The 25,403-nt window shown below is 37.9% G+C and carries 27 protein-coding genes and 1 tRNA gene; 23 read left to right on the plus strand and 5 right to left on the minus strand.

Going from position 1 to position 25,403, the window contains the following annotated elements:
• Positions 1–13: 13 nt before the first annotated feature.
• Entirely contained in the window at positions 14–1,348 is a 1,335-nt protein-coding gene (gene glnA, locus M028_RS0117375) for a type I glutamate--ammonia ligase (RefSeq protein ID WP_026574986.1), read from the plus strand.
• An 81-nt stretch (positions 1,349–1,429) separates the two neighbouring features.
• Here glnA and M028_RS30325 read toward each other — a convergent pair whose 3' ends face one another.
• Positions 1,430–1,714 (minus strand): DUF4257 domain-containing protein, encoded by a 285-nt coding sequence (locus tag M028_RS30325; RefSeq protein ID WP_051591083.1) that lies wholly within the window; start codon positions 1,712–1,714, stop codon positions 1,430–1,432.
• A 186-nt stretch (positions 1,715–1,900) separates the two neighbouring features.
• The gene (lexA, locus tag M028_RS0117385) at positions 1,901–2,524 is read right to left on the minus strand and encodes a transcriptional repressor LexA (RefSeq protein WP_026574987.1); all 624 of its coding nucleotides are present in this window, start codon (positions 2,522–2,524) and stop codon (positions 1,901–1,903) included.
• A gap of 159 nt (positions 2,525–2,683) precedes the next feature.
• On the opposite strand from lexA, the gene yneA reads away from it, so the two are divergent.
• The 8 genes from yneA to M028_RS0117425 all read left to right on the plus strand — a co-directional run bounded on the left by yneA (position 2,684) and on the right by M028_RS0117425 (position 10,810).
• On the plus strand, positions 2,684–3,007 hold the full coding sequence (gene yneA, locus M028_RS0117390) for a cell division suppressor protein YneA (RefSeq protein WP_026574988.1): 324 nt from the start codon (positions 2,684–2,686) through the stop codon (positions 3,005–3,007).
• A gap of 15 nt (positions 3,008–3,022) precedes the next feature.
• Positions 3,023–3,670, plus strand: coding sequence for a YneB family resolvase-like protein (locus M028_RS0117395; protein ID WP_026574989.1), 648 nt, complete (start codon positions 3,023–3,025; stop codon positions 3,668–3,670).
• Positions 3,671–3,762: 92 nt separating this feature from the next.
• Positions 3,763–3,993, plus strand: coding sequence for a DUF896 domain-containing protein (locus tag M028_RS0117400; protein ID WP_026574990.1), 231 nt, complete (start codon positions 3,763–3,765; stop codon positions 3,991–3,993).
• 180 nt (positions 3,994–4,173) lie between these two features.
• Entirely contained in the window at positions 4,174–6,174 is a 2,001-nt protein-coding gene (gene tkt, locus M028_RS0117405) for a transketolase (RefSeq protein WP_026574991.1), read from the plus strand.
• A gap of 233 nt (positions 6,175–6,407) precedes the next feature.
• Positions 6,408–6,848, plus strand: coding sequence for a sporulation inhibitor of replication protein SirA (gene sirA, locus M028_RS0117410; protein WP_026574992.1), 441 nt, complete (start codon positions 6,408–6,410; stop codon positions 6,846–6,848).
• A gap of 75 nt (positions 6,849–6,923) precedes the next feature.
• A complete protein-coding gene (locus tag M028_RS0117415; protein ID WP_026574993.1) occupies positions 6,924–7,136 on the plus strand; it encodes a YneF family protein in 213 nt (70 codons plus the stop codon).
• 124 nt (positions 7,137–7,260) lie between these two features.
• Complete coding sequence (locus tag M028_RS0117420; protein ID WP_026574994.1) at positions 7,261–9,012, plus strand: ABC transporter transmembrane domain-containing protein; 1,752 nt, start codon at positions 7,261–7,263, stop codon at positions 9,010–9,012.
• Position 9,013: 1 nt separating this feature from the next.
• Positions 9,014–10,810, plus strand: a complete 1,797-nt coding sequence (locus M028_RS0117425) for an ABC transporter ATP-binding protein (protein WP_026574995.1) — start codon at positions 9,014–9,016, stop codon at positions 10,808–10,810.
• Positions 10,811–10,843: 33 nt separating this feature from the next.
• Here M028_RS0117425 and M028_RS32180 read toward each other — a convergent pair whose 3' ends face one another.
• Positions 10,844–11,023, minus strand: coding sequence for an aspartyl-phosphate phosphatase Spo0E family protein (locus M028_RS32180; protein WP_081810772.1), 180 nt, complete (start codon positions 11,021–11,023; stop codon positions 10,844–10,846).
• A gap of 282 nt (positions 11,024–11,305) precedes the next feature.
• Between M028_RS32180 and M028_RS0117430 the strand changes: the two genes are divergently transcribed.
• The 3 genes from M028_RS0117430 (at position 11,306) to M028_RS0117440 (ending at position 13,145) form a co-directional block, all read left to right on the plus strand.
• The gene (locus M028_RS0117430; RefSeq protein WP_026574996.1) at positions 11,306–12,013 is read left to right on the plus strand and encodes a cytochrome c biogenesis CcdA family protein; all 708 of its coding nucleotides are present in this window, start codon (positions 11,306–11,308) and stop codon (positions 12,011–12,013) included.
• A 116-nt stretch (positions 12,014–12,129) separates the two neighbouring features.
• Complete coding sequence (locus M028_RS0117435; protein WP_026574997.1) at positions 12,130–12,489, plus strand: response regulator; 360 nt, start codon at positions 12,130–12,132, stop codon at positions 12,487–12,489.
• A 179-nt stretch (positions 12,490–12,668) separates the two neighbouring features.
• Positions 12,669–13,145, plus strand: a complete 477-nt coding sequence (locus M028_RS0117440; protein ID WP_026574998.1) for a CcdC family protein — start codon at positions 12,669–12,671, stop codon at positions 13,143–13,145.
• Between the two features lie 107 nt (positions 13,146–13,252).
• Here the strand turns inward: M028_RS0117440 and M028_RS0117445 are convergent, their stop codons facing one another.
• Positions 13,253–13,678: a DUF2621 domain-containing protein gene (locus tag M028_RS0117445; RefSeq protein ID WP_026574999.1), complete on the minus strand. Its 426-nt coding sequence runs from the start codon at positions 13,676–13,678 to the stop codon at positions 13,253–13,255.
• A gap of 150 nt (positions 13,679–13,828) precedes the next feature.
• Between M028_RS0117445 and M028_RS32890 the strand changes: the two genes are divergently transcribed.
• A tRNA-Sec gene (locus tag M028_RS32890) sits at positions 13,829–13,925 on the plus strand.
• 122 nt (positions 13,926–14,047) lie between these two features.
• On the opposite strand, the gene M028_RS0117450 is transcribed toward M028_RS32890, so the two are convergent.
• Complete coding sequence (locus tag M028_RS0117450) at positions 14,048–15,463, minus strand: PQQ-dependent sugar dehydrogenase (protein WP_026575000.1); 1,416 nt, start codon at positions 15,461–15,463, stop codon at positions 14,048–14,050.
• 374 nt (positions 15,464–15,837) lie between these two features.
• Here M028_RS0117450 and M028_RS0117455 point away from each other — a divergent pair, with 374 nt between their 5' ends.
• The 10 genes from M028_RS0117455 to M028_RS0117500 all read left to right on the plus strand — a co-directional run bounded on the left by M028_RS0117455 (position 15,838) and on the right by M028_RS0117500 (position 25,401).
• Positions 15,838–16,023, plus strand: coding sequence for a Fur-regulated basic protein FbpA (locus M028_RS0117455; RefSeq protein ID WP_026575001.1), 186 nt, complete (start codon positions 15,838–15,840; stop codon positions 16,021–16,023).
• Between the two features lie 246 nt (positions 16,024–16,269).
• Positions 16,270–17,424 carry a ParM/StbA family protein gene (locus M028_RS0117460; RefSeq protein WP_026575002.1) on the plus strand — a complete coding sequence of 385 codons (1,155 nt, stop codon included), beginning with the start codon at positions 16,270–16,272 and terminating at the stop codon, positions 17,422–17,424.
• Positions 17,425–17,441: 17 nt separating this feature from the next.
• Complete coding sequence (locus M028_RS0117465; protein ID WP_026575003.1) at positions 17,442–18,149, plus strand: hypothetical protein; 708 nt, start codon at positions 17,442–17,444, stop codon at positions 18,147–18,149.
• 314 nt (positions 18,150–18,463) lie between these two features.
• Positions 18,464–19,918, plus strand: coding sequence for an NADP-dependent glyceraldehyde-3-phosphate dehydrogenase (locus tag M028_RS0117470; RefSeq protein ID WP_026575004.1), 1,455 nt, complete (start codon positions 18,464–18,466; stop codon positions 19,916–19,918).
• Between the two features lie 50 nt (positions 19,919–19,968).
• The gene (locus M028_RS0117475) at positions 19,969–20,235 is read left to right on the plus strand and encodes a phosphocarrier protein HPr (RefSeq protein WP_026575005.1); all 267 of its coding nucleotides are present in this window, start codon (positions 19,969–19,971) and stop codon (positions 20,233–20,235) included.
• A complete protein-coding gene (ptsP, locus tag M028_RS0117480; RefSeq protein ID WP_026575006.1) occupies positions 20,235–21,947 on the plus strand; it encodes a phosphoenolpyruvate--protein phosphotransferase in 1,713 nt (570 codons plus the stop codon). Before M028_RS0117475 ends, ptsP begins: the two co-directional genes overlap by 1 nt.
• A 25-nt stretch (positions 21,948–21,972) precedes the next feature.
• Positions 21,973–22,161, plus strand: a complete 189-nt coding sequence (locus M028_RS0117485; RefSeq protein ID WP_026575007.1) for a hypothetical protein — start codon at positions 21,973–21,975, stop codon at positions 22,159–22,161.
• Between the two features lie 242 nt (positions 22,162–22,403).
• Complete coding sequence (locus M028_RS0117490) at positions 22,404–22,817, plus strand: MerR family transcriptional regulator (RefSeq protein ID WP_026575008.1); 414 nt, start codon at positions 22,404–22,406, stop codon at positions 22,815–22,817.
• 55 nt (positions 22,818–22,872) lie between these two features.
• Positions 22,873–24,183, plus strand: a complete 1,311-nt coding sequence (locus tag M028_RS0117495) for a hemolysin family protein (RefSeq protein ID WP_026575009.1) — start codon at positions 22,873–22,875, stop codon at positions 24,181–24,183.
• 393 nt (positions 24,184–24,576) lie between these two features.
• A complete protein-coding gene (locus M028_RS0117500) occupies positions 24,577–25,401 on the plus strand; it encodes an electron transfer flavoprotein subunit beta/FixA family protein (RefSeq protein ID WP_026575010.1) in 825 nt (274 codons plus the stop codon).
• Positions 25,402–25,403: the final 2 nt, after the last annotated feature.

A 25,403-nucleotide genomic window follows, 5' to 3' on the forward strand; every position in this document is an offset into this window, starting at 1 on the left:
AGGGGGTAATAAAATGGCTAAGTTTACTAAAGCAGATATTCAACGTTTAGCACAAGAAGAAAATGTTAAATTTATTCGTTTACAATTCACAGATATCCTTGGAACGATTAAAAATGTCGAAATTCCAATCAGCCAATTAGAAAAAGCATTAGATAACAAAATGATGTTTGATGGTTCTTCTATTGAAGGATTTGTGCGGATTGAAGAATCTGATATGCGCCTTCATCCTGACCTTGATACTTGGGTTGTTTTCCCTTGGACCGCGGAAAAAGGTAAAGTTGCCCGCTTAATTTGTGATATCTATACTCCGGATGACAAACCATTTGCCGGTGACCCACGTAATAACCTGAAACGTGTTCTAGCAGAGATGAAAGAACTTGGCTTCACAAACTTTAACTTAGGGCCTGAGCCGGAATTCTTCTTATTTAAATTAGATCAAAAAGGTGAACCAACATTAGAACTTAATGACCAAGGCGGCTACTTTGACTTAGCACCAACAGATTTAGGGGAAAACTGCCGTCGTGATATCGTTCTTGAGCTTGAAGAAATGGGCTTTGAAATTGAAGCATCTCACCATGAAGTAGCTCCTGGGCAACACGAAATTGATTTTAAATATGCGGATGCCGTTACAGCTTGTGACCAAATTCAAACATTTAAGCTTGTTGTAAAAACCATCGCACGTAAACATGGTTTACACGCAACATTTATGCCGAAGCCATTATTCGGAGTGAACGGTTCTGGAATGCACTGCAACCTTTCCCTATTTAAAGATGGTAAAAATGCATTCTTTGAGCCAACTGGTGACCTTGAACTAAGTGATACTGCACGTCAATTCATTGCTGGAATCTTGAAGCATGCTCCAAGCTTTACAGCTGTGACAAACCCAACAGTAAACTCTTTTAAGCGCCTAGTACCTGGTTACGAAGCACCTTGCTATGTAGCATGGTCTGCACAAAACCGTTCACCGTTAATTCGTATCCCGGCTTCACGTGGAATGAGCACACGTGTAGAAGTGCGCAGCGTTGACCCGGCAGCAAACCCATATCTTGCTTTAGCTGTTCTTTTGAAAGCAGGTTTAGATGGAATTAAAAATAATTTAACTCCTCCAGCTGCAGTAGACCGCAACATCTATGTAATGAGCAAGGAAGAGAGAATTGAAGAAGGCATTATCGATCTTCCTGCAACATTAGCACAAGCATTAGATCAGTTAAAAACCAATGAAACGATGGTTGCTGCTCTTGGTGAACATATTTTCGAACATTTTGTTGAAGCGAAAGAAATTGAGTGGGATATGTTCAGAACAGTAGTTCACCCATGGGAAAGAGAACAATACATGTCTATGTATTAATACAAAATAACTCCTAAGCACATTGCTGCTTAGGAGTTTTATTATTATACAAGTAAGCTTATTGGATTTTAGGGGCTCCATTTATTCTGAACCATTTTGCTTGAATTGCTTATAACCGGTCAGAACTAAATCACCACCAATCCCTGCGGTAATCGAGATGGTCATTTTTTCAACATAAGAATTAGGGGAAATATACAAAACAAGAAGCAGTGAAGCAAAGGCGCCAAGAAGCATTTCTTCTAAAAATCCAAGGTATATAAACTTTTTGGTCTTACGCGGCATGATGATTTTTCCATGCTTTCGAACATGTCCAATAATTCCAACTATACCACCAATTACGAAAGAGAAAATAATGTCTTTTAACACAGTTTCTCAACCTCCTTAAGCCTAAATTTTTGACCTAAGGTAAATCTTGGTGTAATTCCATTATATTAAAATTGTATTCTATAAAGAATGGGTAAAAAATACTGAATTTTCAATATTTGTAAAATAAAAATAGTGAAATCTTCCAAAAAAAGAGTCAGCACATTATTTTGTACTGACTTCTTTTTATTAATGTATATGACGATAAACTCCAATCACTTTTCCCAAAATTGAGACATTCCTTAAAATGATGGGTTCCATTGCGGAATTTTCCGGCTGAAGGCGAATATAATCCTTTTCTTTAAAAAATCGTTTACAAGTTGCCTCATCTTCCTCAGTCATAGCGACAACAATATCACCGTTATTGGCGGTAGGCTGCTGTTTAACAATGACATAATCACCATCAAGGATTCCTGCTTCAATCATACTTTCACCCATAATTTCCAACATAAATACATGTTCATCAGATGGAGCAAGTCTTTCGGGAAGTGGAAAATATTCTTCAACATTTTCTATTGCTGTAATCGGAAGCCCGGCGGTTACCTTACCGACAACAGGAACATTGACAACGTTATTTCTTGGGATTTGAGCTGTTTCATCTACTTCTAAAATTTCGATTGCTCTTGGTTTAGTAGGGTCTCTTCTAATAAGCCCTTTACTTTCTAATCTAGCTAAATGACCGTGAACGGTAGAGCTGGAAGCAAGACCGACTGCCTCACCGATTTCCCGAACAGAGGGGGGATACCCTTTTTTCTTTACCTCGCCTTTAATGAAATCAAGAATATCCTGCTGCCGTTTAGAAATTTTAGCCATGGTAATTTCCACCTCGCTACTAGTAATTGTTACCTTAATTATAGCATGTTCGCCAATTTTATACAAACATAAGTTCGAATATTATTGACAACAAACAAATGTTCGTTTTATAATAAAATCAATTAAAACGAACATATATTCTGTCGAGAGGTGTTTGTAATGAGAAAAATATGGACCAAATATTCATTTTCTATTATTCTAATTGGATTAAGCTGCCTATTAGCTTTTATACTTTCGATTGATTTTAGTTCAACTGCAAATGACCACTATAAAAAAATTACTGTATCCGAAGGAGATTCCCTTTGGAAAATTTCTAAGGAATACTCAAATGAGCATTCTCTTACCAATAAGGAATTCGTAAATTGGGTTAAACTCCATAATAAAATAGAAGAGGAACACATTTATCCAGGTGAAGAGATTGTTATTCCCGTTAACAAGAAAACCTTATCTACTACAGAGTTAGCAAGTGCTGCTGAAGAATAGAAAGGGAGATTAAGTATGAAAGCAATTATTTATTGCCGAGTCAGTACAACGAAAGAGACGCAGGAAACCTCACTTAAAAGGCAGGAGGAAGAACTCACCCAGCTTGCTAAACAGTATCATTTTGATGTTGTATCCATCATCAAGGAACAAGCCAGTGGTTATGAACTGGAAAGAGATGGGATCCTCCTACTGCTTCAAACAATTAAAGATGAACCGATCCAGGCCCTATTAATTCAGGACGAAACGAGACTGGGCAGAGGTAATGCAAAGATTGCTCTGTTGCATTGTATTTTGAAAGAAGATATAAAGCTTTTTAGTATATCGCACAACGGAGAACTGCAGCTTTCTGAATCCGATTCAATGGTGTTACAAATTGTTGGGATGGTAGAGGAATACCAGCGCAAGCTCCATAACATCAAAATAAAGCGTGGTATGAAAAGGGCAGTCCAACAAGGATACAAACCTGAGAAAAACCTTAAGAATCTAGGAGAAAACTCAGGCAGGGAAAAAATTGAAGCACCTATTGAAGAAATTGTCAGGCTAAGAAAAAACAAATTGACCTTTGCTGAAATTGCGGCTACCTTAAGGGGATTTGGTTATAATATTTCAAAAGCAACCGTACATAGACGATATCAGGAATATATTCAAACAGAAGAAGATTAAACATTTACCTTGTCAGACGGAGCTTTTTCTAGTAAAATCAGTTGTCATGGATTTAGTATTTATGATAACTTGCTTCGAAAGGTGGGTTTAATTTGCTTTCAAAGGAAAAATTAGCGAGAATTAATGAATTAGCCAGAAAATCAAAATCAACTGGATTAACGGAGCTAGAAGCAAAAGAACAATCAAAATTAAGAAGTGAATATTTAGCTGCTTTCCGTTCTAATATGTTAGATACATTAACGAATACTAAAATTATCGATCCACTAGGTAATGATGTAACACCTGAAAAAATCAAGGCTAGAAAAAAGAATAACTTACATTAAAGAGGGCAGGAATACATTTTTGTATTCCTCTTTTACATATTAAAGCGCTTTCTGTGGGAAAATAGAAAATGATAAGGCTTACATAAACTAATTTTGATGCAACTAGTTGAATAAATCGGAACGGGACTATAATATTATTGGTGTACTTATAATCCTATTATTCTGGAAAGGATGTAATTTATGTTTGATATGATTGATGCATTATCGGTAACCTCCATTCGCACACTTTCTATTGATGCGATTGAAAAAGCTAATTCAGGCCACCCTGGAATGCCAATGGGTGCTGCACCAATGACCTATACATTATGGACTCGCTTTATGAACCATAATCCAAAGAATCCTCAATGGTTTAACCGTGATCGTTTTGTATTATCCGCTGGACATGGTTCCGCGTTGTTATACAGCATGCTTCATTTGTCCGGTTACAATGTTACAATGGATGATTTAAAGCAATTTCGTCAATGGGGAAGTAAAACACCTGGCCACCCGGAATATGGTCATACTGAAGGGATTGAAGCAACAACAGGACCACTTGGCCAAGGTATTGCCATGGCAGTCGGAATGGCAATGGCAGAGCGCCATGTAGCAAGTGTTTATAACAAGGATAAATATGAACTTGTGAATCATTATACATACAGTATCTGTGGTGATGGTGATTTAATGGAGGGTGTGTCTGCAGAAGCCGCATCACTTGCAGGTCACTTAAAATTAGGCCGTTTAGTTGTTTTATATGATTCAAATGATATTTCTCTTGATGGAGACCTAGATAAATCGTTCTCTGAGAGTGTTAAAGAACGTTTCCAAGCCTATGGATGGCAGTACATTCGTGTAGAAGATGGCAACAACCTTGAAGAAATTTCAAAAGCCCTTGAAGAAGCGAGAAGTGATTTAGACCGTCCAACAATGATTGAAGTGAAGACAGTCATTGGGTATGGTTCACCAAACCGCGCAGGTACTTCCGGTGTTCATGGTGCTCCATTAGGTGCGGCTGAATTAAAATTGACAAAAGAAGCTTATAAGTGGACCTTTGAAGAAGACTTCCATGTACCACAAGAAGTATATGAAAATTTCCAGAAGCTTATTGTTGAAAATGGAGAAAAGAAAGAAAAGGAATGGAATGACCTTTTTGAACAATACAAAAAGGAATACCCTGAACTTGGATCACAACTTGAGAAAGCATTAAATCATGAGCTTCCAGAGGGATGGGACAAAGATATTCCAGTTTACCAAGAGGGGAAAAGCCTTGCTAGCCGTGCATCTTCAAGTGAAGTGCTTAATGGCATTGCGAAAAATTTACCAATCTTAATTGGCGGCTCTGCAGACCTTGCTGGATCAAATAAAACTTTAATCAAAGGCTCTAATGACTTCATGCCTGATTCCTATGAAGGCCGTAATATCTGGTTTGGCGTTCGTGAATTTGCAATGGGAGCAGCAATGAACGGAATCGCGCTTCATGGCGGTGTTAAGGTATTCGGCGGAACATTCTTTGTTTTCTCTGATTACTTACGTCCATCCATTCGTCTAGCTGCGTTAATGGGATTACCGGTTACGTATGTGTTTACCCATGACAGTATTGCGGTTGGGGAAGATGGTCCTACACATGAGCCAATCGAACAAATTGCCGCTTTGCGAGCAATGCCGAATCTTTCCCTCATTCGCCCGGCAGATGGAAATGAAACAGCGGCTGCATGGAAGCTTGCTGTTGAGTCAACAAACAAGCCAACGGCTCTTGTATTGACTCGCCAAGATCTACCTACGATCAAGGGTACTGATGTAAATGCATATGAAGGAGTTTCAAAAGGTGCTTACGTTATTTCTGCTTCTGAAAAAGAAACTCCCGACGCATTGTTGCTTGCAACTGGTTCTGAAGTAGGACTAGCTGTGGAAGCGCAAAAAGCATTAGCAGGAGAAGGTGTACAGGTTTCTGTAGTCAGCATGCCTTCTTGGGATCGCTTTGAAGCGCAATCAAAAGAATACAAAGATTCTGTTCTTCCTAAGAATGTGAAAAAACGTCTTGGAATTGAAGTGGGTGCTTCCTTAGGCTGGCATAAATATGTAGGAGACGAAGGAGATGTATTAGCCATTGATAAATTTGGCGCTTCTGCTCCTGGCGAAAAAATTATGGAAGAATACGGCTTTACAGTAAATAATGTGGTTACCCGTTTGAAAGCATTATTATAAAAATAATACCTTTACAATGAGAGAACAGCTTAAAATGGCTGTTCTCTTTTTTATATTGATATCATCTTTAAATCTTAGAAATTTTCCTAACTATTAAGGTGGATAGGTAGAATTTTTTATTACAAACATGAAAATCGACAAAAATAGTGAAAGTTTTTGCCGCCGAAAGACAAAAGTTTTGATTTTGTTTTTTTATAATAGAAAAAAGGGCTTTTGGCGAAGGAGAGATTGTGGTGAGAAACTATCGGCTATATTTAATAGAAGATGAATTTGCCGCCCATTACTTCGGAAGAGAGAGCATGTTTTTTCAGCTTTTTCGTGAACATGAAAGAGCATTCGGCGAGCTAAAATATATTACAGGAAAACAAATTACTTATATAACAAAAACGGTTGAGGTACTAAAAATTCATAATCTTTTGCAGAAACAACTTGGAAAAATAAAGGGGTTTAAGGCGGAACATGGCACATATTCTATTGAAATGAATGGAAGACTAAGTATAGCAAAATTAGCCGTCTTCCAAGATTTCATATCAGTAGAGGCAACTGGCAGCTATGAGGCAGAAACAGTGTTTTTTGAAGTTCTTAGGAAATGTGAATCTTCGTTCTTAGCAATCGACTTGGAGCATGAGCGTTTTGGATGGTTAAAGCCGATTAAAGAAAGAAAATATGTATAATTAAAAACGGATATTGTATATTCCTAATAATTTTAGTACACTGTGTATGGTAGACAACATGAAGGAGGAAATTTAATGATGTACGTTCTAGTTGGTATACTGGCATTAGCTGCTGGTGTAGCACTAGGATTTTTCATTGCTCGTAAGTATATGATGAGCTATTTGAAGAAAAATCCGCCAATTAATGAACAAATGCTTAAAATGATGATGATGCAAATGGGTATGAAACCTTCTCAAAAGAAGATCAACCAAATGATGAATGCTATGAATAAGCAGCAATCAAAATAAAAGACAAGCACTCGTGTAAATGGGTGCTTTTTTTCATGCTTCCACTTAATTTCAAAATCTTTATTATTTTTGAAAAATTTGTTAAAATAAAAATCCTATAGATAGAGATTTCGGGGGAGTGTACATGAAGGTCTTTTTTGATTTGGGCTGGTTTTTTAAGCAAGAGAAAAAATCGTACATAACAGGAACGCTTCTATTATTATTCGTCGCGCTGCTTCAACTGGTACCTCCGAAGGTAATCGGGATTATTGCTGATCATATAAAGGAAGGAACAATGACAATCGGAATCTTGATAGAGTGGGTGGGTATTCTTGTTGTGGTTGCTCTGATGATGTATGGATTGCGATATTATTGGAGAATGATGATCTTTGGTTCTTCGGTGAAGCTCTCTAAAATTCTACGAAACCAGTTGTATCAGCATTTCACCAATATGTCTCCGGCATTTTATCAAAAGCGCCGTATTGGTGACCTGATGGCCCATGCGACCAATGACCTACAGGCCATTCAGCAAACTGCAGGTGCTGGTGTCCTTACCCTCGTTGATTCTCTGTCCACCGGTGGGTTCGTCATCTTGGCAATGGCGTTTACAATCAGCTGGAAGCTTACGTTAATTTGCCTTATTCCGATGCCGTTTATGGCAATGTTGACCAGTTGGTTCGGCACAATGCTGCACCGAACTTTTCACAAAGCACAGGAGGCGTTTTCATCCTTAAATGATAAAACACAGGAAAGCATTACCGGGATAAAGGTTATTAAAACCTTTGGTCAGGAAAAAGAAGATATCGAGGATTTTCGAAAACAATCAGAGGATGTGGTTCAAAAAAATATCGTTGTTGCGAAAATAGATTCGCTTTATGATCCGACGATATCGATTATTGTTGGGATTTCCTTTTTCCTCTCGATTGTCTTCGGTGCAAAATATGTGATCAATGGGGAGCTGACCATTGGAGAACTGATTTCATTTACCACCTATTTGGGACTTTTAATTTGGCCAATGCTCGCATTTGGTTGGTTGTTTAATATTGTCGAACGTGGACGCGCTTCTTATGACCGTGTATCAGCACTTCTCGGTGAACCGATAGAAATCCGCGATTCTAATGAAGCATTAGATGTAGTCCCAACAGGGGATATAAAATATGAAATTTCGGTGTTTGCTTATCCAGGTGAAATGGAAGCCATGTTAAAAGATATCTCCTTTGTATTAAATCAAGGGGAAACGCTCGGAATCGTTGGTAAAACAGGTGCTGGAAAAACGACGTTATTGAAACTGCTCATCCGTGAATTCGAAAATGACCGCGGGGATATTTTGTTTGGTGGAAAAAGCATTCAAGCATACAAACTGGAAAAACTTCGCGAGGCAATTGGGTATGTTCCCCAAGATCATTTTCTCTTTTCAGCAACTGTGGCTGAAAATATTGCCTTTACCCATCCTGATGCTCCTCTTGGTGATATTCAGGCGGTTGCTGCACTAGCAAAAATTCATGAGGATATTCTTCAATTTACGGATGGATATCAAACCGTTGTAGGGGAACGTGGTGTATCGCTTTCCGGCGGGCAAAAACAACGGATTTCGATTGCTCGGGCGCTCCTGATGGATCCAGAAGTGTTGGTGCTGGATGATTCCTTGTCTGCTGTTGATGCAAAAACCGAGGAAGCAATACTGTCCGCCTTACGAGAGAACCGAGCAGGGAAAACTACAATCATTACTTCGCATCGGTTAAGCGCAATTCAACATGCCAATCTGATTCTTGTTTTAGATGAGGGAAAAATCATCGAAAGAGGGACGCATGATGAGTTGATGGATTCTGATGGATGGTATAAAGAAATGTATTTACACCAGCAGCTTGAGGAGTTGGTAGAGCATGGGGGACACTAAGATGGAAAAAGCAGCTTTTATGAACAAAACAACAGATAAAAAAATCTTGTTTCGGCTGCTCTCTTATACAAAACCACATAAAAAAGCACTGAGTTGGGGGTTCCTATTGCTTTTGCTCACCACGATAGGAGATATCGTCGGTCCGATTCTCGTGAAAATATTTATCGATGATTATTTAACACCTGGGAAATTAACATTTAAGCCTTTACTGATATTAGGTTCGGTGTATATGGGAATCCAAATCATCAAAGCCATCTTGATGTTTTTTCAATTAGTTAAGTTCCAAGAAATTGCCTTAAAAATCATCCAACAGTTACGGATTGATGTGTTTTCTAAGGTTCAGGCCTTGGGGTTACGTTATTTTGATCAAACACCGGCAGGGAGTATCGTTTCAAGGGTGACCAATGATACTGAAGCGATAAAAGACATGTTTGTGACGGTCTTGGCCACGTTTATTCAAAGTGGATTTTTGCTGATTGGAATTTTTATCGCGATGTTTATCTTAAATGTAAAGCTTGCTCTTCTTTGTGTGGTCATCATCCCAATTGTGTTGCTGGTCATGAACCTCTACCGAAAATACAGCTCCCGCTTTTATACAGATATGCGTGAACGTTTAAGCCAATTGAATGCAAAGTTGAGTGAATCACTATCAGGAATGTCAATTATCCAAATGTTTCGTCAGGAAAAAAGACTCCGGAAAGAGTTTGCGGATATCAATGAACAGCATTATCTAGCAGGAATGAAAAACATCAAAGTGGATGGGCTTTTATTAAGACCGGCCATTGATCTGATTTATGTCTTTGGGTTAATCATTGTATTAAGTTATTTTGGTATTACTTCCTTACAGCATACAGTTGAGATTGGTGTCCTATATGCGTTTATCAGTTACTTGGACCGTTTCTTTGAGCCGGTGAATCAAATGATGATGCGCCTGTCCTTGTACCAGCAGGCAATTGTTGCCGGGGGCCGTGTATTTAAATTGCTGGATGAAGAAGAGCTGGCACCTGCCCAGCAAGAAGAAAAGTCGCTGAAAATTGAAGCTGGAAGAATTGAGTTTAAACATTTAAGCTTTTCCTATGATGGGGAGCGGGATGTGCTAAAGGATATATCGTTTACGGCAAACCCGGGGGAAACAGTAGCCCTTGTCGGACATACTGGAAGTGGGAAAAGTTCGATTATTAATTTATTGATGCGTTTTTATGAATATGAGCGTGGTGATATTCTAATAGATGGAGTATCAATTCGTGAGTTTTCGAAAGAAGTTTTAAGGGAGAAGCTGGGGCTTGTTTTGCAGGATCCGTTTTTGTTTTATGGGACCGTCAAGGATAATATCCGTTTGCATAATACGGAATTAACGAACGAACAAGTAGTGGAAGCGGCCAAGTTTGTTCAAGCTCATGGTTTTATTGAAAAGATGGAAGATGGATATGATCATAAAGTGGTGGAGAGGGGGTCTACTTTTTCTAGTGGTCAAAGACAATTGATTGCGTTCGCGCGAACGATTGCAGCGAACCCGAAGATACTTGTATTGGATGAAGCAACCGCTAATATTGATACAGAAACAGAAGAGGCGATTCAAACTGCCCTGGCAAAAATGCGCAAAGGGAGGACAACGATTGCCATTGCCCATCGCTTATCAACAATCCAGGATGCGGACCTTATCCTAGTCCTCCATCAAGGGGAAATTGTCGAGCGTGGAACCCATCAAGAACTACTCTCCCAGGAAGGACTTTATCATAAAATGTTCTTGCTACAGAATGGTGTGATGGAACGCTATGAAAATGCGATAAATGAATAAGAAAGAGCCTGGCAGTTTGCTTGCCAGGCTCTCTTATTGACTCACTAATTGGTGAGTTTTTTTTATATAAGTTCGATTATATTCATTTAGTAAATGATCAAGCTCCTGGCTGTAGCGTATAGCAACGGAGGAACTCAAGCCGTTGGTGATCGCGACTTGAATTAATTCAGCTCGCTTTTTTTCGATTAATGCGATTAGTTCTTGTTTGATCACGGCCGATGTCCTTTCCGGAAAACTCCTAAAGTGTTTGTTCGAAGAATGAATTATCTAAAACTATTAATTTGTTTTACTAGTATAACCTATTGTGGGAATAAATTCAAAGGGATTTGTAAAAAAATATCCATTATTACAAGGGATATTATTGGAGGTATGAGAGTATTTTCTAATTGGGGAAAGAAATGAGCGATAGTCACAAAATATTCATGGTAATGATTATCTTTTAGGCTAAAGTTTTGTTAGAATGAAATAGGTATCGACTATATTGGGAGTGTTTATATGTCTGATGTAAATATTTTTCTAGCATTAGGTGCGGGATTTCTTAGCTTTATCTCACCTTGCTGTCTTCCCTTGTATCCGGCATTTTTATCGTATATTACTGGAATGTCAGTAGGGGAACTGAAAAGTGAAAATGCGATGCTTCAGAGGCGTAGTATGCTACACACATTATTTTTCCTCATTGGTTTTTCGTGCATCTTTATTGCCATTGGATTTGGAACCTCCTTTGTTGGGAGTTTTTTCCGAGAATATAAAGATCTTATTCGCCAGTTGGGTGGAATATTTATTATTTTCTTTGGTTTGATGATTGTGGGGATCTTAAGCCCAGAATTCTTGATGAAAGATCGTAAATTCGAATTTAAAAATCGTCCATCCGGTTATATTGGATCCATATTAATTGGAATGGCCTTTGCGGCTGGCTGGACACCATGTACCGGACCCATTCTTTCTTCTGTTATCCTTTTAGCAACCTCAAACCCGGGTTCTGGTGTCTTATATATGACTGCGTATTCTCTTGGATTTGCGATTCCATTTTTTATTCTCTCCTTCTTTGTCGGAAGGATGAAATGGATCAAGAAATATAGTCAGAAGATTGTAAAAATTGGAGGCTATATCATGATTGTCATGGGGATTATTCTCTTCTTCGACTGGATGACAAAAATTATTACTGTTTTCCAAAGCTTATTTGGCGGCTTTAGTGGTTTTTAATTTAAAACAACTTGAAAATCCTGTAAATATTCTTTGTTTTCAAATATAATAGACTCATAAATGGATAATTTTTTATTCGAAGATGCTCGTTTTGCATCCATAGTGGGGGAAGTGAATTGGCAAGAATATTGATAGTGGATGATAAAAGTTTAATGAGAAATACCTTAAAGGCGATTTTAAATAAAACAGACCACGTTGTTGTCGGGGAAGCAGAAAACGGAATGGAAGCGATCCAGCTTTTCAAAGAATTGAAACCCGATATGGTTACAATGGATATAACCATGCCGGAAATGAGCGGACTTGAAGCGATTAAAGTTATTCGCCGGGATTTTCCAGAGGCAAAGGTGATTATGTGCTCAGCAATGGGACAGCAAAAAATTATTATGGAGGCCATTGAGGCAGGGGCAAAAGATTTTATTGTTAAACCATTCGACGATTGCCGCGTGATGGAAGCACTCAATCGGGCTTTAAAATAGACAACCATTTCAGGGGTTTTCCCGAAATGGTTTTTCATTTTCCAATTTGTGGATGCGTTGCTTTGATTTTTTTAAAATGGGATTAAAATCTGATTAATAAGTTGCAAATATCTTTTTCTAACATAAATTTTTGATATATAATGAGTAAGAAAAATATGTAGATAAGGAATGAATATCCTATGAACACGGTTGTTATCTCTTCAATCGGTGCTGCATTTATGGCGATTATGGTCATGTTCGTCCGTCTTAAAGCGGCAAAAAAACCGACAAATGCAAGAAAAATTATATTACCTCCCTTTTTCATGGCGACAGGAGCGTTAATGTACGTGGTTCCCAAGTTTAGGCTGACTGGATGGGAAATCGTTGAGGCAGTGGTTGTAGGAGCTCTATTTTCCATTTTTCTAATTAAAACCTCGAAGTTCGAAATTCGAGATAACGATATTTATTTAAAACGTTCAAAGGCTTTTATTTTTATCTTAGTGGGTCTGTTGGTTATAAGGATTGCTTTAAAATCAGTACTAAGCTCAACTATTGATCCGTTCCAATTAAGCGGAATGTTCTTCCTGCTTGCATTTAGTATGCTTTTGCCATGGCGAATTGCCATGTATGTGGACTATAAGAAGCTTTATAGGGAGCTCCATTTGACGAAAAAGTAGTACGGTGAACACTGGTCCTGTTGGGGATCGGTGTTTTTGTTTTAGGAGTAGCGTAATAAGGGTTAAAAAAGAGACAAAAATAAAAACCGTCAACATTTCTGGACGGTTTAGAACAAATGCTCATAGGGAGCCACATCAATTCTATTTTCAAAAAGTTTTTTACGTAAAAATTTATGATCCCTTTTCGGAGTAGCCTGGATATAACCGCGAATCACTAATTCCTCGGTAATTTTCGGAGCATTTTCTTTTAAAGCAATTTCTCCAATTTTACCGGCAATTTTATGACGAGCCACATCACGGAACAATTCGGGAACTGGACTTACCAAATCTTCAAGAAGGATTTTCTCTTCGTCGCCCCACAGGTGACGGGATTCGTTCACATAGTATTCTTCCCAGTCCATTACGGATTTACCGTCTTCTTTCGGCATCTTTTTCAAAAACTTACGGAACATAAAGAATCCGCCAATTCCAAACGAAGTAATCAGGAACACAACCCAAAATAAAATAAACCATAAAAACCAACCATGAAGCATTTTCTTCACCTACAAAAAAACATTTTTTCATCTTATTATAGTCTGTTTGAAGGAAAGAAGACAAGTAAACCGGTATAACTTTACGATTTGGTGAAAAGTATTGTAAGCATGTTGGTTTTATTAGTATAATAATATTCGTCCTTACTTTACGGGGCTGAATGGGGTACTGGTGTCCTCCACGGTCTTCAAAACCGCATGAGACCTGCGTGCCAGGTCTGGTGGGTTCGATTCCCACGCAGTCCCGCCAATTTTGATGCTAATAATACATATTAACTCGTACGGTGGATTTTTACTCGTGCGGTTTTTTTGTTTAATGAATATTTGTGCCTTGAAGTGACTCGGCACGAGTTCATAACTCGAATTCATGAATTACGGAACAATTTCAAAAACTGTCCCCTGGTTAAAATCAGTCACCTTCATAGAGCCAAATACCCCTAAATATAGTCTGGTTTGATCCAGATTCGTTCCCAAACTAACGTAATAAGCGGATTGAGGTCCAAAATTATAATCCGTTTCAATCACACTGAAGTCATTTAGTTTGCCATCTGTTCTAACCCTGGTATAGGCTAAAACTCCTTTAACCGGAGGGCGAGATTCCTCATTTCTCGCAAGATCGGTAAACACAACGCTTCCCGTTAACCCAGGGATTTCATTCCCCATATAGGCTTGCACTCCAGTAAGGGAAGTTCCTCCAAACTTATCGGGCCTTTGATCTTTATGATAATAACTAGTTATTGGAGGAAGACGCCTCACTGAAGTGTTTACTGCTTCATGAAAATAAGCAATCGTTTTCTCATCCAAAGCCGGATTTTCGGAGCAGCCCCATATAATCGAAGTAGGAAAAGCACCTTCCCACCCTCGCCAGCCAAAGTTAATAAATCCTTCTTGGTCAGGTTCGGTGTTTCTTAAAGAAGCTTGAACAAGCTGAGTAACTGGTATTGGGTTATAATGAACGAATGAAAAAATGGATTCTACCAAATCCTGTCCGACATTTCCCACATATTTAATATACTGATTATAAAACCTTTGAAATGAAATGCCGGTTATATTGCGAACCCCTTTGGCTATAACCGTAAGTGTTTCCTGAATAGGAACCGGAAGTTCATCAAAACGTGTGACTACAGGTGGATTATCGATAAAAGTATTCTTTACTACGTCAATTTCAATAATTTTTCCGGTTATTTCTAAATTATCTTGACTTACATTAAACGGATCATAGCCTGATCCGCCATCTCCGGTTGTTAAAACAAGTTTTCCTGTTTCAGGTGAAAAATTTAAGCTATTGACACCATTATGATTCATAAAGGGTCTTCTTAAGTTAAGCAATGTTCGTCGTTTTTGAGAGTGGCCATTCGACTGCAAAATCCATTCTTCCACTGTATCAATATGATCATATTGTGTTTCTCTATTTATCCATCTCTGGTTTAATGTTTTGGGATCACACGGGTCAGGACTAAAATGTTCAGAAAGTGCACCTGGACCTTGTGTTCCAGCTACTGAATAATGAAGATAAAATAAACCGTTATGATAAAATTGGGGATGAAACGCCAGCCCCAGCAACCCCCGTTCATCATAACCACCACCAGAACCGCCTAGTTTTATGATTCGCGGGCGAATATCTAAAAAAGTCCGTACAACTCCATTGTCTATGTAAAAGATCTCACCTACCTGGGTTGCAATAAATAATCTCTCAATTGAGTCACCAGGAAGTATAGTTGTTCTCAAAACAGTGGGTAAATTAATCTTACTAACAACGGGTCGTAAACGAACTTTAACTTTTATCACCTAACTTTCCACTCCTTCAATTGTTTTCTTTAATAAAAATATGAGCAGAACTGTTCTATTAGTACCAATTTAGGCTGGGACTGAAAAGGCATAATACCTACTTTTCCTTACGGGAATTTTTACCCGTGCGGTTTTTCATTTTATGAATAAATTCGCTCATTGGCGTGTGGAACTTTTATGTGGAACAAGATTTTTCGGGTGGTGCCAGGCACTGTTATTATGTGGGTTCCTTCATTAATTTTTTTAATTCATACTTTACAGATAGGAATTATGAGTTTATAATACAATTAATCTAATAAAAAATTAATCAGACCGAATTTAAAGTTGTTGTTTTCAAGAAAAGTTTTATTTTATGTAAAACCGAAGGAGTGTTTATGATGAGAAAAAACGATGATAAAAAGCGAAATAAACTTATCAATAAACTAATTTTTTTAAACGTATATAACAAAGAAGATCAACAGCTTTATAAGCTGCCACTAGCGAAATTAGAATATGAGTATAGGAAATTTAAATTACAAAGCCATCCGCATGGTGAGTTTGGCTCCATTCAATGGGTTTAAAAATAGATTAGCCTTGCAAAATGGCAAAGGTAATTGCATAAGACTGTATGGTGTTTCCGCACCTGCAGTCTTTTTTTATATACATGCAAGGCTAGAAAATTAGAAACTGAGTTTACTAAGTTTGAATTACAGAATAATGTGGAATACTAAACTATCATAATCTAAAAAATTGTTAACATATTTAGACAAAAAGAGAAGAAGAATATATACTTATTATCAGGAAAAAGCATGAAAAGAGGAGAAATAATGGATATAAAACGTCAAAATGTCGATTTTGGTAATTCAATCTTTCAAACCCTTGTGGATGGTTATTACTTTGAGATTCCTACCAATGTAGTAGAAATAACCAAGGAAAAAGCAGACGGCCACTACCCGACTACTTTTAATGATCCCCAATCCCTTCTTCAGAATATGCTCATTTCAACCACGATAGACGGTGTAGAGAAATATTATCTAGTAGGCGATTCAGCGGAAAAACAAGTTTTAGGAAATATTCACATTAACAAACTTCATGATAAAACAGAATCTGAGATTCCTTACGTAATGTTCCTGGCGTCAGTTGCCTATTACAATGTTTTAAAAGGAAACGGCCAAGAAGATAGTAGAGTAAACATTAATTATTTTTCAACCATGCTTCCCATTTGGTTACTTAAGAAAACGAACAAGTTCAGTGATATGCAAAATAAAATGGCAAGCCGATTTAAAGGAGAGCATCAGGTAGCGATTCTAACTCCAGGGTTAGAAAGAGTTGTAACCATTCACGTTGAAACAAGCAAATGCCGAATTGAAAGCGAAGTTGCTCGTTGGGCCATTAAAAAAGATTTTGATTTACAGGATCGTGAGGAAGCAAATTCATTTAAAAACTATGAAACCCTAATTGTCGATTTAGGTGGAGGGACCGTTGATCTTGCCTTGCTCCAAGCAGGTCTTCAATCTCCTAAAAGCAGGGATTCATTGAACTGCTTCGCTGATATTTCATACTTAAAACACATTGAAAAACTGAGAAATGAAAAGTTACTAGAGTACTTTGAGGATGTTCGCTCACTAGAAGAATTCATTATCAAGACAATAGAGAAAACAAAAATGGAGCAACGCGATGGAAATAGCGGGAAAAAAGTGGATCTTACAGAGCAAATCCATGAGTCATTAAGGGAGTACACGCAGATATTATTAACAAAAATTGAAAACACCTTCCCATCCCCTAAAGATAAAGTCTATAAATATATTTATATAGGTGGAATAGCTGGAATCCTTAAACAATTCATCGAAGAATCGATTGAGAAAAGGTATGGCGTCGAAATAAGAGAACAAAATCATCTATTCCAACCTGATTCAAGAAAACTAAATTTATATGGTTTAGAAATTTTAAGCAGGCATGAAACCAACGTAGTTTTCGCCTAAGAAGGGGAGAAGAACGTATGAGCAACAAAGATCATCTTCTTGGTGATAAGACCGCATTCGGATTGGCCAATATGGATTCGTCACTGGGTGAACGGATGTTTGCACCATTCTATGCTTTATCAACCTTTTTTTTAACGGCTGCTAATCTCCAAACGGATGTGTTCAGATTGATGAATATGGAATCAGGAAGTAAAAACGAACCTGTAGGGTTGACTTTAAAAACTTCGAAGATCTCTTCAAAGGTGTATACATTTCTTGAGCAAAAAGCACAGGCAAATGAACTGGAGGAGTATATAACGAAACTAGTTGAGCAGGATATGAAGAAAGTGGAAAAAGAAGAGACCATAGATGCACTTCGTGAAGAGTTTTTAGGGAAGATCAATTCACTTAAACAAGAATTTGCTTCCCGTCTCGAAGTTGATCATATTGGGGTGAGGTCCGTTCAAACAAATGAATTACGGGATTTTGTAACGAAACTTGGTGAGGAAAAATTAGATAAGGATCAATTCCAAACGTTGGTAAAATCTCTGCGCAGCGAGTTGTTAAGTGAGATTCACTTACTTAAAAATGAACTTAGTTTTCGTCCTGTCGAACCTGCTAATCCAAATACCACAAAGCCCGCTTTGGAACAGGCTAAAGAAGAGAACGATTTGAAAGAAGGTCAATTGGTCGAAAGTGATCAGGTTACAGGAACTATTGAAGAAGTAATAGATATGGATTTTTAATAAAAAAGTAGCGGAGAGATTCTGCTACTTTTTTTGGTTATTTTAATTTTATATATTTCTTTCACAAATTCATAAAACATTTATGAAATTAACTCATGTAGTTAGGTAAATGAAAATAGAAAATATTTAGAAATATAGAAAAAGTCCTTGTGAAAAAAATGAAGACTTGCTAGAATAAAAAAAGTATCAGGAACAGGATTAATTTTTTTGACCCATCCGGGACATTTTATGTCCTCTAGGGACATAAAATGTCCCTTTAGAATATTCATCTGATTTTTAGTTCATTTACAATTTATTTTCAAGGAGGAATTTTTTTGGGGACAAACGTATTAAACTTATCATCTTACAAGTTTTATAGTAACGGAGAATGGAAAGAAAGCCTTTCGGGCGAAACCATTAACATCATGTCACCTTATCTTTCGGAAGTAATTGGAAAAGTTCAAGCAATCACAAAAGAAGAGGTGGATGAAGCGATTTATTCGGCTCATGAGGCGCAAAAATTATGGGCAGAGTTCTCACTTCAACAACGTGCAAGCTACTTATATAAATGGGCAGATGAATTAGTTAGCAGGCAAGAAGAAATCGCAGAAATGATTATGAAAGAAGTAGGCAAAAGCTTTAAAGATGCAAAAAGTGAAGTTAGCCGCACAGCGGATTTTATCCGTTACACCATTGAAGAAGCCCTGCATATGCATGGAGAAAGCATGAAGGGCGAAAGTTTTCCAGGCGGGTCTAAAAATAAAATTGCCATTGTTGACCGCGTGCCAATAGGGGTAGTATTAGCGATTTCTCCCTTTAATTACCCGGTAAACCTAGCTGCAGCAAAAATAGCCCCGGCCTTAATGGCAGGAAACGCGGTTATTTTTAAACCTGCGACACAAGGTGCTATCAGCGGTACAAAAATGATTGAAGCCCTTGACGAAACAGGGTTACCAAAAGGACTAGTCAACCTTGTTACAGGAAAAGGTTCTGTGATCGGTGATTACTTAGTCGAATATAAGGGAATTAATATGATTTCATTTACTGGCGGGACTCAAACAGGCGTTAGATTAGCCAAGAGATCAGCCATGGTTCCTCTTGTCCTTGAGCTAGGGGGAAAAGATCCCGGTATCGTCTGTGAAGATGCCGATTTGAAAGAAGCAGCTAAACAAATCATCAGCGGTGCGTTCTCTTATTCCGGTCAACGCTGTACAGCGATTAAACGTGTCCTTGTAAATGAAAACGTAGCCGATGAGCTTGTGGGATTATTACAAGAAGAAGTGGAAAGATTGACTGTGGGTTCTCCAGAAGATGGCTGCACCATTGTCCCTTTAATTGATAAGAAATCCGCCGATTTTATTCAAATTTTGATTGCTGATGCTCTTGGTCATGGGGCAGAGGTGGTAATTGGAAACAAAAGGGAACGTAATTTGATTCATCCAACTCTACTTGATTATGTTACAGGCGAAATGCGTGTGGCCTGGGAGGAACCGTTTGGACCTGTATTGCCAATCATTCGCGTTTCATCTGATGAAGAGGCCATTAAACTTGCAAATGAATCTGAATATGGCCTCCAGGCAAGTATTTTTACAAAAGATGTGAACAAAGCGTTTGCGATTGCGAATAAAATGGAAGCCGGATCTGTGCAAATTAATGGTCGTACCGAGCGCGGTCCAGATCATTTTCCGTTTATCGGTATAAAAGGATCGGGAATAGGAGTTCAAGGAATTCGTAAGAGTATCGAATCAATGACACGGGAGAAAGTAACCGTTTTAAACCTTACAGAGTAGCCAAGTTTTGATTTACCTTACATATATTTTTAAAGGAGTTAGATTTAACGATGGTAGAGAAACAATTTAAAATAATTGAAGAATCAGGAATTCATGCAAGACCGGCAACACTTTTAGTTCAAACTGCAAGTAAATTTGATTCTGGAATTAATATGGAATACAAAGGGAAAAGTGTGAACTTAAAATCGATCATGGGTGTTATGTCTTTAGGTATTGGCCAAGGGGCAGTAATCAGCATTTCTGCAGAAGGCAGTGATGAGGAAGAGGCATTAAGAAGCCTCGAAGAAATCTTAACAACGAAAGGTTTGGCTGAATAATGAGCTTCTTACATGGAATTGCTGCTTCTAATGGGATTGCCATTGCAAATGCCTACCGTCTCGTTGAATTAGATTTATCTTTTGAAAAGAAAACGATTGATCATACTGATACAGAAGTAGAACGTTTCTTTACTGCAGTGAAGAAAGCAAATTCAGAGCTTGAAGCCATTCGTGATAGAGCCACAGTGGACCTTGGTGCAGATAAAGCGGCCATTTTTGAAGCACATCTTCTTGTTTTAAATGATCCTGAATTAACCGGTCCGATTATAGATAAGATCCATACTGAGAAAGTGAATGCAGAGTCTGCCCTTAGTGAAACGGCAGATATGTTCATTGTGATGTTTGAACAGATGGATAATGAATATATGAGAGAACGTGCTGCAGATATTCGTGATGTGACAAAACGAGTTCTCTCGCATTTATTAGGTGTTCAAATCATGAATCCTGGAATGATTTGTGAAGAAGTTATCATTGTGGCAGAGGATTTAACACCGTCTGATACAGCACAATTAAATCGACAATTTGTAAAAGGATTTACGACGAACATCGGTGGACGTACATCACATTCAGCGATAATGGCCCGTTCAATGGAAATTCCTGCTGTTGTTGGTACAAAAACAGCAACAGAGGAAATTAACCATGGCGATCTAGTAGTTGTGGATGGCTTAAAGGGTGAAGTTCATATTAACCCAACACCTGAAGTGGTAGAGCATTTCCGTAAAATAGCTGAAGCATATGAAATCCAAAAAGCGGAATGGGCAAAACTTGTGAACGAAAAAACAGTTTCTGTTGATGGCCACCACGTTGAATTAGCGGCTAACATTGGTACACCGAATGATTTAAAAGGGGTTATGGAAAATGGTGGGGAAGGTGTAGGACTTTATCGAACTGAATTCCTTTATATGGGCAGAGATCAGCTTCCAACAGAAGAAGAACAGTTCGAAGCATACAAGGCTGTACTAGAAGGAATGAATGGAAAGCCTGTAGTCGTTCGGACACTTGATATCGGAGGGGATAAAGAACTTCCATATTTAGATTTACCCGAAGAAATGAATCCATTTTTAGGGTTCCGTGCCATTCGGCTATGCTTAGAAGAACAAGATATTTTTCGCACTCAGCTTCGTGCCTTGCTGCGGGCCAGCCGTTATGGCAATTTAAAAATCATGTTCCCGATGATTGCGACACTCGATGAATTCCGTTCTGCTAAAGCTATTTTGGACGAAGAAAAGCAAAAGCTTGTTTTTGAAGGATTACAAGTAGCTGGGCAGATTGAACTTGGTATTATGGTTGAAATTCCTTCAACTGCCATCTTAGCAGATCAATTCGCAAAAGAAGTGGATTTCTTTAGTATCGGTACGAATGACTTGATTCAATATACAATGGCAGCAGATCGGATGAACCAAAGGGTTGCCTATCTTTATCAGCCGTATAGTCCATCGATTTTACGATTAGTGAAAATGGTGATTGATGCAGCACATGCTGAAGGTAAATGGGCTGGAATGTGTGGAGAAATGGCAGGAGATGAAACGGCCATTCCAATACTTCTTGGCCTTGGCCTTAATGAATTTTCAATGAGCGCCACTTCTATTTTAAAAGCTCGTTCACTCATACGTAACTTGAAAAAATCGGACATGGAAAAGCTTGCAGAAGAAGTTTTAACTATGCAAACAACCTCCCAGGTTATTGAAGCAGTAAAAAATACAACAAAGTAAATACTTTTTTTAGGGGATGGTTTTCTTGAAATCAAATGAAGAAACCCTTAGAGATTTAAAAAAGGAATTACTTCGGATCGGTTCAACGAACCAAAGGGATTATGATTTGTTGAAGAAAAAAGGCCTTGTTTTAAGTACAACCATTTGTCGAAGATTAAAATTAAGCTGGCCGATGGTTGTTGAGAAAACAGGGGTTGTACCTTCAAAAAGGTAATTAAGATATACTTTTTACATTGAGTCAATTTTTATTATTAAAAATATTGTTTGACCTCCTTACTAAAGTGGAAATTTAATTAGTTAAGGAGGTTTTTTTGTTCAATGATTTTCTTTTATTTCTATAAAGGATTTCTAAACACATATTGGTTAACTACGATTTTGTCAAACTATCACGTTGACTGTATGGTTTTGATTGTGATATAGTTAACATAACAAAAAAGGGGTGAGTAAGTTGGGAAGTTGTATCGAATTGGTGAATTAGCGCGCATAATGGACATTTCCAAAAGAACCATTGATTATTACACCCAATTAGGCTTACTGAACCCTGTGAGAACGGATTCTAATTACCGAATGTATGGGGAAGATTGTATTAAAATCTTGGAAATGGTTGAACATTATAAAACTCTTAATATGCCGCTTGAGGAAATTAAATCTTCTATTAAAATGCTAAATTCCGATAATGGGATCGATAAAGTGAAAGTAGAAAAACATTGTGAACAAATTGCTATCCTTATGGGGCATCTTAAAGAGGAAATTAAGGTGATTGAGCCAATTCTTCAAAAATTAAACCAAAATGAAAAAGAAATGCTTGTAAAAAAGCTTTCTTCACAGGGTGTTATACTGGCTCAGACCTTGTTATTATTATTTGATTAAACGTTTTAGAATACTAGGAGGTGTATTCCTTACTTACTAGTAAGTAAGGAGATTATTGATACTTGTTAATTTAATGATCATTGCAATTTTAATTGCATTTACGGCATTTTTCGTATCCTATGAATTTGCCATTGTGAAAGTCCGCAGTACACGAATTGATCAGCTTGTTGGTGAAGGAAACAAGAATGCGATTGCGGCTAAACGGATTGTTTCGAATCTTGATGAATATTTATCCGCATGCCAGTTGGGGATTACCGTAACAGCATTAGGGTTAGGTTGGTTAGGTGAACCCACCGTAGATCATATCCTGCATCCTTTATTAGTAAACCTTAACTTGCCTGAATCCGTTTCAAGTATTGCATCCATCGTTATCGCATTTGCTGTAGTCACATTTATTCACGTCGTAGTAGGGGAACTTGCCCCTAAAACATTTGCGATACAAAAAGCAGAAACGGTAACATTACTTTTTGCGAGACCAATGATGCTTTTTTATAAAATTATGTATCCCTTTATTAAAGCATTAAACGGCTCAGCCCGTTTGATTACAGGTATCTTTGGATTGAAACCTGCTTCCGAACACGAAGCTGCTCACTCTGAAGAAGAGCTTCAATTAATTATTTCAGAAAGCTATAAAAGCGGAGAAATTAATCAATCTGAATATAAATATGTGAATAATATTTTTGAATTTGATGATCGACTTGCAAAAGAAATTATGGTTCCACGTACAGAAATTGTTGCATTTGATCAATCACAGTCATTAGAAGAATGTCTTCAAATTGTTACAGAGGAAAATTACACGCGATACCCAGTCATTGACGGAGAAAAGGATAACATCGTCGGGATGTTGAACATTAAAGAAGTCATGACCGAATTTATAAAAGGGAAGAGTTTAGGAACTTCTGTTCAACATTATGTTCGACCAGTCATCCAGGTAATTGAATCGATTCCTATCCACGATTTATTGGTGAAAATGCAAAAAGAACGTGTTCATATGGCGATTCTTTTAGATGAATATGGCGGAACGGCAGGATTAGTGACAGTTGAGGATATACTCGAGGAAATCGTCGGTGAAATACGCGATGAATTTGACGCAGATGAAGTGCCGGAAATTAATAAAATTAATGAATTTAAAACCATTGTAGACGGAAAAGTTCTGATTGAAGAAATAAATGATTTATTTGGTTTAGATATTGACGATGAGGATATTGATACCATTGGCGGATGGATTTTATCCCAAAAAATGGACGTGACTGAAGGCGAAATTATTTGTCATGGTCATCACGAATTTAAAGTCCTTGAGGTGGATGGCTACCATATCAAATCATTAGAAATTGTAAAGACGTTAAAACAGGAAGCAGTTGTTTAATGCAGAATCCCTCTTTTTTTAGAGGGATTTTTTTGGGTTTAAATATGTAGGATTAATTACGTATGGTAAATGAATATCAATTGTCACCTTTAAATAAAAGGCTGTGTTAACCCAGTTGATTGGAGCGGAAGGCACCAGATAAGTTTAATAATTCCAAATAAAAAAGAATTTACCTGAAAACTCGAATGTTAGTACAACTTCCTTAATATAGTTAAAATGAATAACCATCTATTGTGTTTAATCGGTACAAGTTTTCTAAGTTTTTATAAATGGTTCCACACCGTTCTAGCAATTCAAACCAAGTAATGTAATCTAAATACCGAAAAGCATAAAGGCAGTTACTCAAACCTCTTTTTAATGCCTTGCGCTTTTCTAATGATAAGGAGGAACTCAATGCTACATATAGTGGCCTGTATTAAGCAAGTACCTGACACGAAAATCATTAAAATGAATCCAAAAACCAACACCATGGACCGCAGGACGGCACCAGCCATCTTAAATCCTTATGATGCTCATGCGGTCGAAGAGGCAGTTCGTCTGAAGGAAAGGTATGGAGGAACGGTATCTGTCTTGACGATGGGTCCGCCGCCAGCGGTAAAGGCAATTAAAAAATGTATTGAAATAGGGGCAGATGAAGGGTATTTGATCACAGACCGGAGATTTGCCGGAGCAGATACGTTAGCAACCAGTTATGCCCTTACGAAAGCGCTGGAGAAGATTTCAAAAACGAATCCAGTCGATCTCGTTATTTGTGGGAAAATGACCATTGATGGAGATACCGGTCAAGTCGGCCCTGGAATTGCGAGGAGGCTCGATATCCCGCCGCTTACGTCGGTGAACAAAGTAGTGGAGATTAATAAAGACGAGGGGTATGCCATTGTCCATCGCAAATTGGAGGACGGGTTTGAAGTTATTAAATCCACTTTACCTTGTTTATTTTCTGTTGAAAAAACCATCAATGAAGTTCCCTATTCTTCTTTTTCGAACATGTTAAAAGCAGCGAAATACGAGCCAGTTATCTGGTCTGTTGATGACTTGGAGGGTGTGGATATTAAACAGCTTGGGTTGAAAGGATCTCCAACAATTGTTTCGAAAGTATGGGCCCCGCCGCCGCCAGCAGGGGGAACGATGATTGAAGGCAATCCGTTAGAACAAGTGGACCAATTGCTTTCCGTCATTCTTGAAAAGAAAGAATTGTTTACGGTCAAGGAGGGATAATG

Origin of the sequence: Bacillus sp. UNC438CL73TsuS30, from assembly GCF_000482325.1 — a bacterium.
Classification (GTDB): Bacteria; Bacillota; Bacilli; order Bacillales; family Cytobacillaceae; genus Neobacillus.

Excerpts from the sequence above, each read along its gene's own strand:
- glnA (WP_026574986.1), top strand. The coding sequence starts at position 14 with ATGGCTAAGTTTACTAAAGCAGATATTCAACGTTTAGCACAAGAAGAA.
- lexA (WP_026574987.1), bottom strand. The coding sequence starts at position 2,524 with ATGGCTAAAATTTCTAAACGGCAGCAGGATATTCTTGATTTCATTAAA.
- yneA (WP_026574988.1), top strand. The coding sequence starts at position 2,684 with ATGAGAAAAATATGGACCAAATATTCATTTTCTATTATTCTAATTGGA.
- M028_RS0117395 (WP_026574989.1), top strand. The coding sequence starts at position 3,023 with ATGAAAGCAATTATTTATTGCCGAGTCAGTACAACGAAAGAGACGCAG.
- tkt (WP_026574991.1), top strand. The coding sequence starts at position 4,174 with ATGTTTGATATGATTGATGCATTATCGGTAACCTCCATTCGCACACTT.
- M028_RS0117415 (WP_026574993.1), top strand. The coding sequence starts at position 6,924 with ATGATGTACGTTCTAGTTGGTATACTGGCATTAGCTGCTGGTGTAGCA.
- M028_RS0117420 (WP_026574994.1), top strand. The coding sequence starts at position 7,261 with ATGAAGGTCTTTTTTGATTTGGGCTGGTTTTTTAAGCAAGAGAAAAAA.
- M028_RS0117425 (WP_026574995.1), top strand. The coding sequence starts at position 9,014 with ATGGAAAAAGCAGCTTTTATGAACAAAACAACAGATAAAAAAATCTTG.
- M028_RS0117430 (WP_026574996.1), top strand. The coding sequence starts at position 11,306 with ATGTCTGATGTAAATATTTTTCTAGCATTAGGTGCGGGATTTCTTAGC.
- M028_RS0117440 (WP_026574998.1), top strand. The coding sequence starts at position 12,669 with ATGAACACGGTTGTTATCTCTTCAATCGGTGCTGCATTTATGGCGATT.
- M028_RS0117445 (WP_026574999.1), bottom strand. The coding sequence starts at position 13,678 with ATGCTTCATGGTTGGTTTTTATGGTTTATTTTATTTTGGGTTGTGTTC.
- M028_RS0117455 (WP_026575001.1), top strand. The coding sequence starts at position 15,838 with ATGATGAGAAAAAACGATGATAAAAAGCGAAATAAACTTATCAATAAA.
- M028_RS0117460 (WP_026575002.1), top strand. The coding sequence starts at position 16,270 with ATGGATATAAAACGTCAAAATGTCGATTTTGGTAATTCAATCTTTCAA.
- M028_RS0117465 (WP_026575003.1), top strand. The coding sequence starts at position 17,442 with ATGAGCAACAAAGATCATCTTCTTGGTGATAAGACCGCATTCGGATTG.
- M028_RS0117475 (WP_026575005.1), top strand. The coding sequence starts at position 19,969 with ATGGTAGAGAAACAATTTAAAATAATTGAAGAATCAGGAATTCATGCA.
- ptsP (WP_026575006.1), top strand. The coding sequence starts at position 20,235 with ATGAGCTTCTTACATGGAATTGCTGCTTCTAATGGGATTGCCATTGCA.
- M028_RS0117500 (WP_026575010.1), top strand. The coding sequence starts at position 24,577 with ATGCTACATATAGTGGCCTGTATTAAGCAAGTACCTGACACGAAAATC.